Consider the following 13,345-nt stretch of genomic DNA (forward strand, 5'->3'; position numbering starts at 1 on the left):
CGCACCCACTGACACCCCACCGTCCCCCGAGCAATCAGATGTTCTGCCGATCACCCTTCGGATCGAAGAACACCGAAGACACAATCTCCGCCTCGATCACGCTGCCGTCGGCCAGCGGCGCAAATACCCGCTCGCCCATACGCTTGAGACCGCCCTTGACCACGCCCATGGCAAACGAATAACCGAGGGAGTTGTGCGCGTAGCTGGAGGTCACGTGGCCGACCATGGTCATCGGGATCGCCTGCTTGGTGTTGAACACCAGTTGCGCACCTTCCGGCAGCCAGACATTTGGATCGATCGGCTTCAGGCCCACCAGTTGCTTACGCTGATCCTTCACACAGTCTTCACGGTTCATGCCGCGCTGACCGATCCACGAGAACGGTTTGGTACGACCGACGCACCAGCCCATGTTCAGGTCGTCCGGAGTCATCGAGCCGTCGGTGTCCTGACCGACGATGATGAAACCTTTCTCGGCGCGCAGAACGTGCATGGTTTCAGTGCCGTACGGCGTCAGGTTGTACTGCTTGCCGGCCTCGACGATTTTCTCCAGCACGCCCATCGCGTAGTCGGCCTGGACGTTGACTTCGTACGACAGCTCACCGGTGAACGAGATGCGGAACACCCGCGCCGGCACGCCGCCGACCAGGCCTTCTTTCCAGGTCATGAACGGGAAGGCTTCGTTGCTCAGATCGATGTCGGTCACGGCGCTGAGCAGCTTGCGGCTGTTCGGTCCGGACAGGGTCATGGTCGCCCAGTGATCGGTGACGGAAGTGAAATACACCTTCATCTCCGGCCATTCGGTCTGGTGGTACAACTCCAGCCACTGCAGGACGCGCGCGGCGCCGCCCGTGGTGGTGGTCATGACGAAATGGTTGTCGGCCAGGCAGGCTGTTACACCGTCGTCGAAGACCATGCCGTCTTCTTTGCACATCAGGCCGTAACGGGCCTTGCCCACGTCGAGCTTGGTCCAGGCGTTGGTGTACACGCGGTTGAGAAACTCGCGGGCATCCGGGCCTTGAATGTCGATCTTGCCGAGGGTCGAGGCGTCGAGCAGGCCGACGCTGTCGCGCACGGCTTTGCATTCGCGCTTCACCGCGGCGTGCATGTCTTCACCGTTTTTCGGGAAGTACCATGGACGTTTCCACTGGCCGACGTCTTCAAACTCGGCGCCGTTCTTCACATGCCAGGCATGCAGCGCGGTGTAGCGCACCGGTTCGAAAATGTGCCCACAGTGACGACCCGCTACCGCGCCAAACGTCACCGGCGTGTAGTTGGGGCGGAACATCGTGGTGCCCATCTGCGGGATGGTCACGTTCAGCGAGCGCGCGGCGATGGCCAGACCGTTGACGTTGCCGAGCTTGCCCTGATCGGTGCCGAAGCCCAGCGCGGTGTAGCGTTTGACGTGCTCGACCGACTCGAAACCTTCGCGGGTCGCCAGTTCGATGGCGGCGGCGGTGACGTCGTTCTGCAGATCGACGAATTGCTTCGGTGCCCGCGCAGTGCCCTTCTCATGCGGCACCTGGAACAACGCCAGCGTTGCTTCTTCGAGGCGGCTCAGGGCCTTGGGCAACGTGCCTTCGACCACCCCGAAGCCGGCTTCACTGGCAGCGCGTGCGCCACCTTCGAAGCCATCGGCCAGCGAATCACCGAGGCCGTAGACGCCGTTGATACCACCGACGCACACACGTTTCTGCGGTGCTTCGCCGGGTACGAAACCGAGGATATCTTCGCGCCAGATCGGCTTGCCACCCAAGTGCGAAGCCAGGTGCACCACCGGGCTGTAACCGCCGGAACTGGCGATCACGTCGCAGTCGAGCCATTCGCCCGGGCTGGTCACCGTGTGGGCTTTGACATCGATGGCGGCGACGCGGGCAGCGGTCACGCGCTTGCTGCCACGGGCCTCGATCACGGCGCTGCCGGTGAGGATGCGAATGCCTTTGGCGCGGGCTTCTTCCACCAGCGCACCCCGCGGATTGCTCCGCGCATCGGCGATGGCCACCACTTGCAGGCTGGCGTCGAGCCAGTCCAGCGCCACGCGGTAGGCGTGATCGTTGTTGGTGCTCAGCACCAGCTTCTTGCCCGGTGCCACGCCGTAACGGCGTACGTAAGTCGAGACCGCACCGGCAAGCATGTTGCCCGGCACGTCGTTGTTGCCGTAGACCAATGGACGCTCGTGCGCGCCGGTCGCCAGCACGACACGCTTGGCGCGGACGCGGTGGATGCGCTGACGTACCTGACCGATTGGCGCACGGTCACCGAGGTGATCGGTGAGGCGTTCGTGAATGGTCAGGAAGTTGTGGTCGTGGTAACCGTTGACCGTGGCGCGCGGCAACAGCAGCACGTCCGGGGTGTCCTTGAGTTCAGCGATAACGCTGGCCACCCACTCCATCGCCGGTTTGCCGTCGAGGCTTTCGCGGGAATCGAGCAGGCTGCCGCCGAACTCTTCCTGCTCATCAGCGAGGATCACCCGCGCACCACTGCGCGCAGCCGCCAGGGCAGCGGCGAGACCGGCAGGGCCGGCGCCGACGATCAGCACGTCGCAGTGCTGGTTCATGTAGTCGTAGGTGTCCGGATCGACTTCGGTCGGCGAACGGCCAAGCCCTGCAGCCTTGCGAATGTACTTCTCGTACGTCATCCAGAACGATTGCGGGTACATGAAGGTTTTGTAGTAGAAACCCGGCGGCATCAGCTTGCCGCCGACCTTGCCGAGAATCCCCATCATGTCGTTGTTGACGCTCGGCCAGCCGTTGGTGCTGGTGGCGACCAGGCCTTGGTACAGCGCCTGTTGCGTGGCGCGCACGTTGGGAATCTGCGTGGCTTCGGTGGCACCGATCTGCAGCACGGCGTTCGGCTCTTCGGCACCGGCGGCGAAGATCCCGCGTGGACGCGAATACTTGAAGCTGCGACCGATGATGTCGACGCCGTTGGCGATCAGTGCCGAGGCCAGCGAGTCGCCCTCGAAGCCTTTGTAGCTCTGACCGTTGAAGGTGAAGCTCAGCACTTTGTTGCGGTCGATCCGTCCACCGTTGGACAGGCGATTGGTCTGGCTCATACCTTCTCTCCCAGCGCCGTCGTGGCTGTTTTCGCTGTATCAGCCTTGTCGGTGAATTGCGGCTTGGTGCCGATCTTGTAGGTTTCGAGAATCTCGTAGGTCACGGTGTCGCGGGTGACGTTGAAGTACTGGCGGCAACCGGCGACGTGATCCCACAGTTCGTGGTGCAGACCGCGCGGGTTATCGCGGAAGAACATGTAGTCGCCCCACTCTTCATCAGTGCAGGCGTTCGGATCCAGCGGACGCGGGATGTGCGCCTGACCGGATGCATGGAATTCCTCTTCGGAGCGCAGTTCGCCGCAGTGAGGACAGAAGATATGCAACATGGGGATTTCTCCTGTTAGTGGGCGACGGCAGCAGCGCCGTGTTCGTCGATGAGTGCGCCGTTGTGGAAACGGTCGATGGAAAACGGTGCAGCCAACGGGTGCATTTCACCCTTGGCGAGGCTGGCGGCAAACACGTTGCCCGAGCCAGGAGTCGCCTTGAAGCCACCGGTGCCCCAACCGCAGTTGAAGAACATGTTCGGCACCGGGGTTTTCGAAATGATCGGGCAAGCGTCCGGGGTGGTGTCGACGATGCCGCCCCACTGGCGGTTCATGCGCACCCGCGACAGCACCGGGAACATCTCGACGATGGCCTGAATGGTGTGCTCGATCACCGGGTACGAACCGCGCTGACCATAGCCGTTGTAGCCGTCGATACCGGCGCCGATCACCAGGTCGCCCTTGTCCGACTGGCTGATGTAACCGTGCACGGCGTTGGACATGATCACGCTGTCGATAATCGGTTTGATCGGCTCGGACACCAGCGCTTGCAGCGGGTGGGATTCGATCGGCAGACGGAAACCGGCGAGCTTGGCCATGTGCCCGGAGTTACCGGCGGTGACCACGCCGACGCGCTTGGCACCGATGAAACCCTTGTTGGTTTCAACGCCGATGCACACACCGTTTTCCTTGCGGAAACCGATGACTTCGGTCTGCTGGATCAAGTCCACGCCCAAGGCGTCGGCAGCACGGGCAAAGCCCCAGGCCACGGCATCATGACGAGCGACGCCGCCGCGACGCTGAACGGTCGCGCCCATCACCGGGTAGCGGGTGTTTTTCGAGCAGTCGAGGTACGGAATCTCGTCGGCCACTTGCTTGGCATTGAGCAGTTCGCCGTCGACGCCGTTGAGGCGGTTGGCGCTGACCCGACGCTCGGAATCACGGATGTCTTGCAGGGTGTGGCACAGGTTGTAAACGCCGCGCTGGGAGAACATCACGTTGTAGTTCAGGTCCTGCGACAGGCCTTCCCACAGTTTCATCGCGTGTTCGTACAGGTGCGCCGACTCGTCCCACAGGTAGTTGGAACGCACGATGGTGGTGTTGCGCGCAGTGTTGCCGCCGCCCAGCCAGCCCTTCTCGACCACGGCCACGTTGGTGATGCCGTGCTCTTTCGCCAGATAGTAGGCGGTCGCCAGACCGTGCCCGCCGCCGCCAACGATGACCACGTCGTAGACCTTCTTCGGCGTTGGCGTGCGCCACATGCGCTGCCAGTTCTCGTGGTGGCTGAGGGAGTGTTTGAAGAGGCCGAAGCCCGAATAGCGTTGCATAGTCATTTACTCCAAACCGCTCAGCGATAAACCGGGTAGTCGGCGCACAGTGCCGCGACGTTCTTGGCCACATTCGCTTCAACGTCGGCGTCACCGAGGTTGTCGAGGATGTCGCAGATCCAGCCGGCCAGCACTTCGCACTGGGCGACCTTGAAGCCGCGGGTGGTGACGGCCGGGGTGCCGATGCGCAGGCCCGAGGTCACGAACGGCGATTGCGGGTCGTTCGGCACGGCGTTCTTGTTGACGGTGATGTGCGCACGGCCAAGGGCGGCGTCAGCATCCTTGCCGGTCAGGCCCTGACGGATCAGGCTGACCAGGAACAGGTGGTTGTCGGTACCGCCGGACACTACATCGTAGCCACGTTTGATAAACACGCTGGCCATGGCCTTGGCGTTGTCGATCACTTGCTGCTGATAGGCCTTGAAGCCAGGCTCCAGCGCTTCCTTGAAGCACACCGCTTTACCGGCGATGACGTGCATCAGCGGGCCGCCCTGGGCACCGGGGAATACCGCGGCGTTGAGCTTCTTCTCGATCTCTTCGTTGGACTTGGCCAGGATCAGCCCGCCACGCGGACCGCGCAGGGTCTTGTGCGTGGTGGTGGTGACCACGTCGGCGTACGGCAGCGGATTCGGGTACAGGCCAGCAGCGACCAGACCGGCGACGTGGGCCATGTCGACGAACAGCAGCGCACCAACCTTGTCAGCGATCTGCCGGAAGCGCGGGAAATCCAGGGTCTTCGAATAAGCGGAGAAACCGGCAACGATCATTTTCGGCTTGCACTCGACGGCCAGACGCTCGACTTCGTCGTAATCGATCAGCCCGGTATCGGTGTTGATCCCGTACTGCACCGCGTTGTACAGCTTGCCCGAGGACGACACTTTGGCGCCGTGGGTCAGGTGACCGCCGTGGGCCAGGCTCATGCCCAGAATGGTGTCGCCCGGCTGGATCAGCGCCAGGTACACCGCGCTGTTGGCGGAGGAACCGGAGTGCGGCTGGACGTTGGCGTAATCGGCGCCGAACAGCTGCTTGGCGCGCTCGATGGCCAGCGCTTCGACTTTATCCACATGCTCGCAGCCGCCGTAGTAGCGCTTGCCCGGATAGCCTTCGGCGTATTTGTTGGTCAGGCCGCTGCCTTGCGCTTCCATCACGCGTTTGCTGGTGTAGTTTTCCGACGCGATCAGCTCGATGTGATCTTCCTGACGTTGCTCCTCGGCATTCATCGCCGCCAGCAGTGCATCGTCGTAACCCTGGATCTGGTCTTGCTTGCTGAACATCGCGTCTCTCCCAGCGGCGGCAGTGCGCCATTTTGTCTTGGTCAGGCACGCGGCTTGCGACGGTGCCCTTTGATGCGATGGTATGGCCGGCGCAGACAGCCCAGATGCCTACGGACGCCACACAAAGGTGCGTTTACGACATGGCGGGAAATGACCGAATGAATCCACGCAGATCCCTTGTGGGAGCGGGCTTGCTCGCGAAAGTGGTGTGTCAGTCGCCATCTATGCCGTCTGATACAACGCTTTCGCGAGCAAGCCCGCTCCCACCGGGGTTATGTGCAGGCCGTGCGAATGGCGAGCAGCAAGAGGAAATGCAGGGGATAGAGCGCGTACGCCCAACGGCGCATGGGCAGCGGATGGATAGATCTGAAGTGTCGCAACAAGAACAGCCCGAGCATTGGCGCAATCAGGCATGCCGCGATGCCGAACACCGCCACGTAGTTGCCAAACTCCGCCGCCTCATACAGCACCTGCCACTGATTCCCCGCCAGACACACCAGCCCCGGCAGCAGGCCGAAGTACCAAGGGCGACGGATCACCCACAGCAGCGCCAGCGGCAGCAACACGCCAAACACGCCGAACATCAGCCACTGCGAAAAAAGCGCCGCCAGCAGCAAGGCACCGACGCCCAACAGGCGCGATAGCAAGGTTCGATCCTGCCACCCTCGCGCCACCAGCAAACCGAGCGCCAGCGTGGGCATCACGTTTAAGGTGTCGGGATCAGGAATGTACAAGCGGTAGGGAATCTCGCTGACCAGGCTGAACAGCAGCAACCAGCCCAGATAGCGCCACTCGGTCTTCTGCGCACCGGCCCGGGCAAGGTTCGCCGCCATCGCCAGACAGAACCACGGAAACGCCAGACGCCCCGGCACATACAGCCAATCGGCGCTGATCCCGACATATCGCAGGTGATCGAGCAGCATGCTCAGCAGCGCCAGCCACTTGAGCAGATCCAGCGCGCCGTCGCGTTTAGTCACGTGCATAATCGGGCAACAAACTGGTAATTTTCTGAAAGCGACATCCCGTGTGCTCCCCGGAAGATCTTCGGTAAAGTGCGCACCCTCATTGACCACGAGCCTTCACAAGAGTCTCGACCACGGAAGCCGGCCATGACCGACAAGAGCCAACAATTCGCCAGCGACAACTACTCCGGTATCTGCCCTGAAGCCTGGGCTGCCATGGAACAGGCCAACCACGGCCACCAGCGCGCTTATGGCGACGATGAATGGACCGCACGCGCTTCGGACTATTTCCGCAAATTGTTCGAAACCGACTGCGAAGTGTTCTTCGCCTTCAACGGCACCGCCGCCAACTCGCTGGCGCTGTCGTCACTGTGCCAGAGTTACCACAGCGTGATCTGCTCGGAAACCGCCCACGTCGAAACCGACGAATGCGGCGCACCGGAATTCTTCTCCAACGGCTCGAAACTGCTGATCGCTGGCACCGAAAACGGCAAGATCACCCCGCAGTCGATCCGCGAAGTCGCGCTCAAGCGCCAGGACATCCACTACCCGAAACCGCGCGTCGTGACCCTGACTCAGGCCACTGAAGTCGGCAGCGTCTACACCCCGGAAGAAGTCCGCGCCATCAGCGCCACCTGCAAGGAACTGGGCCTGCACCTGCACATGGACGGCGCGCGTTTCTCCAACGCCTGCGCCTTCCTCGGCTGCTCGCCGGCCGATCTGACCTGGAAGGCCGGCGTCGACGTGCTGTGCTTCGGCGGTACGAAAAACGGCATGGCCGTGGGTGAAGCGATTCTGTTCTTCAACCACAAACTGGCCGAAGACTTCGACTACCGCTGCAAACAGGCCGGGCAACTGGCGTCGAAAATGCGCTTCCTCTCGGCACCGTGGGTCGGCATCCTCGAAAACGACGCCTGGCTCAAATACGCTCGCCACGCCAACCACTGCGCACAACTGCTGGCCGAACTGGTCAGCGACATTCCTGGCGTGGAACTGATGTTCCCGGTGCAGGCCAACGGCGTATTCCTGCAACTTTCGGAACCGGCCATCGCCGCGCTGACCGCAAAAAACTGGCGCTTCTACACCTTCATCGGCAAGGGCGGCGCACGCTTCATGTGCTCGTGGGACACCGAAGAAGAACGCGTACGCGAACTGGCCCGTGACATCCGCGAAGTGATGTCGGCCTGATTCCTTGGCAAATGAACGCCTGGATGAGGGGATCTCCGGTAATAAGTTGATCCCCTGTGGCGAGGGAGCTTGCTCCCGCTGGGCTGCGTAGCAGCCCCAAAACCTGAGCGTGCGGTTCGTCAGACAAACCGCATTGCCTGGGTTTACGACTGCTGCGCAGCCGAGCGGGAGCAAGCTCCCTCGCCACAAGTCCACTTCGCCGCCCCTACCCCGCCATCTGCTTGGTCTACATTGTCTGTCGAGCCCCCCGCTCACATAACAACAGCAGGAGCATCGGCATGTCGCTACAAGGCAAAACCCTGTTCATCACCGGCGCCAGCCGTGGCATCGGGCGTGAGATTGCGCTGCGCGCCGCGAAGGACGGGGCCAATATCGTGATTGCGGCCAAGAGCGCCGAAGCTCATCCGAAATTGCCCGGCACCATCCACAGCGTCGCCGCAGAAGTCGAAGCCGCTGGCGGCAAGGCATTGGCGCTGCAACTGGACGTGCGTGATGAAGATGCGGTGCGCAGTGCACTGGCCCAGGCCAACGAACATTTTGGCGGCATCAATGCCTTGGTGAACAACGCCGGGGCGATCAAGCTCACCGGTGTGCAACACATCGAACTCAAACGTTTCGACCTGATGCACCAGATCAACACCCGCGCGGTGCTGCTGTGCAGCCAGGCCGCCCTGCCCTATCTGAAAAAATCCGCCGGACACATCCTCAACCTGTCGCCGCCGCTGAATCTGGCAAGCAAATGGTTCGCCCAGTACAGCCCCTACACCGTGACCAAATACGGCATGAGCATGCTGACGGTGGGCATGAGCGAGGAATTCGCCAATTACGGGATCAGCGTCAATTCGCTGTGGCCGCAGACCATGATTGCCACGGCGGCGATCGAGTTTCAGCTGGGCAACAGAGAGTCGTTCAAGCATGCGCGCACGCCAGCGATCATGGCGGATGCGGCGCATGTGATCCTGAGCAGCAGCGGGCGGCAGATCAGCGGTCGGCTGTTGATTGATGAGGAGATTTTGCGAGAAAACGGCGTGACCGAATTCGATCATTACCGATTCGAGCCGGACAGCAACGCAACCCTGATGCCCGACCTGTTCATCGATTGAAAACACATTCCCGTGTGGGAGCGGGCTTGCTCGCGAAAGCGGTGTGTCATTCAACACGTTTGTCGACTGATCCGACGCTTTCGCGAGCAAGCCCGCTCCCACAGGGGATTTGCAACGACCCTTAGAACTCGATGCGCACGTCGCCCTTCGGCACGCTGCAGCACGACAGGATGAACCCTTCCGCCTCGTCGTCCTCGGTGATCCCGCCGTTGTGCTCCATCTCCACTTCGCCACCGAGCTTGAGCACCTTGCACGTGCCGCAAATCCCCATGCCGCAGGCTTTCGGGATCATCAGGCCGAGCTTGGCCGCGGCTGCGTGCACGGTTTCGCCCGGGGCCACGCGAATGCTTTTGCCGGACGCGGTGAATTCGACCTGATGCAGATCCGCTGCATCGATTTCCGGTGCATCGGCTGCCTGCTCGGCCTGCTCCACCGCATCGGCACGAGCTTCCGGTGGCGTGGCGCCGAAGGATTCCTCGTGATACCGCGACATGTCGTAACCGGCGGCTTCCAGCAAGCGCTTGACCGCGGTCATGTACGGCGTCGGGCCGCAGCAGAACACTTCGCGTTCGAGGAAGTCCGGCACCATCAGTTCGAGCATCTTGTGATTGAGGTAGCCGCGATAGCCGGCCCACGGCTCGCCCAGCCCGTGTTTTTCGCAGATCAGGTGCAGGCTGAAGTTATCGATCCGCGACGCCATGTGCTCCAGTTCGCGGTGATAAATGATGTCTTTCGGCGAGCGCGCGCTGTGGATAAAGGTCATGTCGACGTTGGCGTTGGTATCGTAGAACCAGCGCGCCATCGACATGCACGGAGTGATCCCCACGCCACCGCTGAGATACAGCACTTTCGGACTCGGGAAGTCGATCGCGTTGAACAGCCCGACCGGCCCGTGCACCGCCAGCTCCTGGCCTTCATGCAAGGTGTCGTGCAGCCAGTTGGAGACCTTGCCACCCGGCACCCGTTTGATCGTCACCGAGAAGCTGTACGGCACCGATGGCGAACTGGAAATGGTGTACGAACGCATGATCGGCTGGCCGTCGATTTCCAGCTCCAGGGTCACGAACTGCCCGGGCTTGAAGAAGAACAGGATCGGCTGGTCGGCCATGAAACAGAAAGTGCGCACGTCCCAGGTTTCCTGGATGACTTTGACGCAACGGACGATGTGTCGGCCATTGGCCCAGGTCTGGGTGGTGACCGGATTCAGGAAGCTGTTGGACATGCTGTTCTCCACGGCCGACTGTCGGCCTTCATGTGGCGATTCTGCGTATAGCGCAGACCGCCCGTTTACCTATCCGCGACATCGGCATGCTTATCGCGACCAGCCCCCAACCACCGGGGGTTGCGCGTCGGGAACAGATTGCACCATGTCGCCCATGGATAAGGTTCCGGCCAGCGCCGGCCCCACACTCGCCCCACACCAAGACGAATTCTTTACACCTTGCGTAGCAACCCTGATCAGCCACTTTCGCGGCCACGCAGATGGCCTTGAGGAATACATCGATGGACGTCACCGCAAAAATCAGCCTGGGCGATCCGCTGGAACCCGCACGCAAGGCCACCGCACAGATGCTGCAGGAGCGCGAGCGCACTTTCTCGCTGCCGCAGCCGTTCTACAGCGACGAACGCCTGTTCGATATCGACATGCAGGAGATCTTCCAGAAAGAGTGGTTGATCGCCGGCATGACCTGCGAGATCCCGGCCAAGGGCAACTACCTGACCCTGCAGGTCGGCAAGAACCCGATCATCGTCATTCGTGGCGCTGAAGGTGTGGTGCATGCTTTCCATAACGTTTGCCGCCACCGTGGCTCGCGCCTGTGCACCAGTGAAAAAGGCAAGGTCGCCAAACTGGTCTGCCACTACCACCAGTGGACCTATGAGCTGGACGGTCGTCTGCTGTTCGCCGGCACCGAGATGGGCGCCGACTTCGACATGAAACAGTACGGCCTCAAACCGGTGAACGTGAAGACTGCCGGCGGCTACATCTTCATCAGCCTGGCGGAAAACCCGCCGGCCATCGATGACTTCCTGTCGACGCTGAACCACTACATGGAACCGTACGACATGGAGAACACCAAGGTGGCGATCACCACCACCTTGATGGAAAAGGCCAACTGGAAACTGGTGCTGGAAAACAACCGCGAGTGCTACCACTGCAACGCGTCGCACCCGGAACTGCTGAAGACCCTGCTGGAATGGGACGACGTCACCGACCCGCGCGCCGATCAGGCGTTCAAGGATCACGTCGCCGCCTCCGCCGCGGCGTGGGAAGCCGAGAAGATCCCTTACGCCCACGCCAGTTTCGGCCTGCGCAACCGTATCGTGCGCATGCCGCTGCTCAAGGGCACCGTGTCGATGACCCTGGACGGCAAACAGGGCTGCGCCAAACTGATGGGCCGGATCAAGAACCCCGACCTCGGTTCGATGCGCATCCTGCACCTGCCGCACTCGTGGAACCACTGCATGGGCGACCACATCATCGTCTTCACCGTGTGGCCGATCAGCGCCCAGGAAACCATGGTCACCACCAAGTGGCTGGTGCACAAGGACGCGGTCGAAGGCGTGGATTACGACGTCGAACGCATGCGCCAGGTGTGGGACGCGACCAACGATCAGGACCGGCGTCTGGCCGAAGAGAACCAGCGCGGGATCAACTCCACCGCCTATCAGCCTGGGCCGTACTCGAAGACCTATGAGTTTGGCGTGGTCAACTTCGTGGATTGGTACAGCGAGCGGATGCTCAACAACCTTGGGGCCGAGCCGGCGCCGTATCTTAAAGGGGTGCCTGTCCAAGGCTAAAAGCAAAAGCTTCGCGAGCAAGCTCGCTCCCACAGGGACTGGCGGTGTACACAAATTCTGTTATCACCGCCGACCACTGTGGGAGCGAGCTTGCTCGCGAAGAGGCCGGCCCAGTCACCGCGTCACTTGGATGACCACCTCACCGATCCATCCTCGCCAATAAACTCCTCAAAAATATCCTCCCCCACCAGCCTGATTTTCGCGTAGCCATTCAACACCCGCTGCGGATAGTCCGGGTCTTTGGCACCCTGCGTCTCCGACCACAGCACCCGCGAATGCCCGTCCAGCTCGCTGGCATTGCCGTATGGAATCGCCCCGTGCCCGGCGCAGCGCGCATGCAAACCGCCCTGTTGCGCATAGACGATGCCGTTGTGCAGATGCCCCCAATACCAGTAATCCGGCTCCCGCCCCAGGGCATCGCACACCGGTTGATACAGCGCGGTCTTGTTGTGCCCGGAAATGTCGAAGCCCTGATGATGGCTGAGCACCATGATCTTTTTGCGTTTCGGCAGGCCTTTCATCCAGACGATCTGCGGCTCGTTCAGCGTGCCATCCATGTACAGGTTCATCGCATCCGAGGCGTAGGCCGAATCGAGGCCGACCACCAGCCAATCGTCATTGATCAAGGCGAAATAACTGGTGCCCTGCTGCCCCGGAAAGCGCTTGGCCAGTTCCTTGAAATAGCCGTGGGCGCCGCTGTACATCTCATGGTTGGAATTAAGGGTGAAGGAACCGTGGCTGCCCATCGGCCAACCGGCCATGTCGACGTCTTCCTGCGAGTGGCTGCCGGCGTAATACACGTCACCCAGATGGATGGTGAAATCGGCTTGCGCCAGTTGCATCTGGTTGGCGACTGAAACCGCCGGCGCATGACTGTCAAAGGGGCCGGTGCCCCAGTCGCCGGCAATCGCCAGGGTCACGTCGCGCTCCATCTGCACCACCGCCGGGTCAGTGCCGAAGGTCGCGTGATGACGCAGGTTTTCAATCCACTTGAGCAAAGCCTCGCTCCACAGCAGGTCGAGCAACTCCCACTTGCGACAGCCGAGCAGGCTGCCGTCCTTCAGCACACGGGTTTGCAGTTGATCGCTCGACTGCGGCAACGGCGTGGCATTGCCGATGCGCAGGATCGACAAACCGTGAGACAGCTCCCAGGGTACGCTCGGCTCGTCGTCCGGCAACTCGCCGTTTTTCAGCACGTACTGCGCCTGATCGTGACCACGCTGTAGCAACTTGATAATGGCCTCGAACTCCTTCGGTTCAAGTTCGCTGATGAGCTTCATCCAGGCCATTTCCATGCGCGTGAACAAGCCGTGAATGCGCACTTTGACCTTGTCGTATTCGTGTTTCAGATGACCGACCGCTGACATGGCGTATTC

The 13,345-nt window shown here is 61.5% G+C and carries 10 protein-coding genes; 3 read left to right on the forward strand and 7 right to left on the reverse strand.

Features of this window, described 5'->3' with window-relative positions; translation table 11 throughout:
• Positions 1-34 precede the first annotated feature (34 nt).
• The 5 genes from NTD85_RS02145 to NTD85_RS02165 all read right to left on the reverse strand — a co-directional run bounded on the left by NTD85_RS02145 (position 35) and on the right by NTD85_RS02165 (position 6,900).
• Positions 35-3,052, reverse strand: a complete 3,018-nt coding sequence (locus NTD85_RS02145) for a sarcosine oxidase subunit alpha (RefSeq protein ID WP_262141309.1) — start codon at positions 3,050-3,052, stop codon at positions 35-37.
• Positions 3,049-3,378, reverse strand: coding sequence for a sarcosine oxidase subunit delta (locus NTD85_RS02150; RefSeq protein ID WP_003228964.1), 330 nt, complete (start codon positions 3,376-3,378; stop codon positions 3,049-3,051). Before NTD85_RS02150 ends, NTD85_RS02145 begins: the two co-directional genes overlap by 4 nt.
• 14 nt (positions 3,379-3,392) lie before the next feature.
• Entirely contained in the window at positions 3,393-4,643 is a 1,251-nt protein-coding gene (locus NTD85_RS02155; protein WP_003206307.1) for a sarcosine oxidase subunit beta, read from the reverse strand.
• A gap of 20 nt (positions 4,644-4,663) precedes the next feature.
• Complete coding sequence (gene glyA, locus NTD85_RS02160) at positions 4,664-5,917, reverse strand: serine hydroxymethyltransferase (protein ID WP_003228965.1); 1,254 nt, start codon at positions 5,915-5,917, stop codon at positions 4,664-4,666.
• Between the two features lie 272 nt (positions 5,918-6,189).
• Positions 6,190-6,900: a conjugal transfer protein TraX gene (locus tag NTD85_RS02165; RefSeq protein WP_262141310.1), complete on the reverse strand. Its 711-nt coding sequence runs from the start codon at positions 6,898-6,900 to the stop codon at positions 6,190-6,192.
• Between the two features lie 126 nt (positions 6,901-7,026).
• On the opposite strand from NTD85_RS02165, the gene NTD85_RS02170 reads away from it, so the two are divergent.
• Positions 7,027-8,067: a low specificity L-threonine aldolase gene (locus NTD85_RS02170; RefSeq protein WP_003228968.1), complete on the forward strand. Its 1,041-nt coding sequence runs from the start codon at positions 7,027-7,029 to the stop codon at positions 8,065-8,067.
• A gap of 278 nt (positions 8,068-8,345) precedes the next feature.
• On the forward strand, positions 8,346-9,170 hold the full coding sequence (locus NTD85_RS02175) for an SDR family oxidoreductase (RefSeq protein WP_262141311.1): 825 nt from the start codon (positions 8,346-8,348) through the stop codon (positions 9,168-9,170).
• 121 nt (positions 9,171-9,291) lie between these two features.
• On the opposite strand, the gene gbcB is transcribed toward NTD85_RS02175, so the two are convergent.
• Positions 9,292-10,392 carry a glycine-betaine demethylase subunit GbcB gene (gene gbcB / locus NTD85_RS02180; protein ID WP_262141312.1) on the reverse strand — a complete coding sequence of 367 codons (1,101 nt, stop codon included), beginning with the start codon at positions 10,390-10,392 and terminating at the stop codon, positions 9,292-9,294.
• A gap of 281 nt (positions 10,393-10,673) precedes the next feature.
• Here gbcB and gbcA point away from each other — a divergent pair, with 281 nt between their 5' ends.
• Positions 10,674-11,969 carry a glycine-betaine demethylase subunit GbcA gene (gene gbcA, locus NTD85_RS02185; protein WP_016772823.1) on the forward strand — a complete coding sequence of 432 codons (1,296 nt, stop codon included), beginning with the start codon at positions 10,674-10,676 and terminating at the stop codon, positions 11,967-11,969.
• Between the two features lie 122 nt (positions 11,970-12,091).
• On the opposite strand, the gene NTD85_RS02190 is transcribed toward gbcA, so the two are convergent.
• The gene (locus NTD85_RS02190) at positions 12,092-13,336 is read right to left on the reverse strand and encodes a metallophosphoesterase family protein (protein ID WP_103520297.1); all 1,245 of its coding nucleotides are present in this window, start codon (positions 13,334-13,336) and stop codon (positions 12,092-12,094) included.
• Between the last annotated feature and the right edge of the window lie 9 nt (positions 13,337-13,345).

Origin of the sequence: Pseudomonas sp. 13B_3.2_Bac1 (assembly GCF_025466205.1) — a bacterium.
Lineage (GTDB): Bacteria > Pseudomonadota > Gammaproteobacteria > Pseudomonadales > Pseudomonadaceae > Aquipseudomonas > Aquipseudomonas fluorescens_H.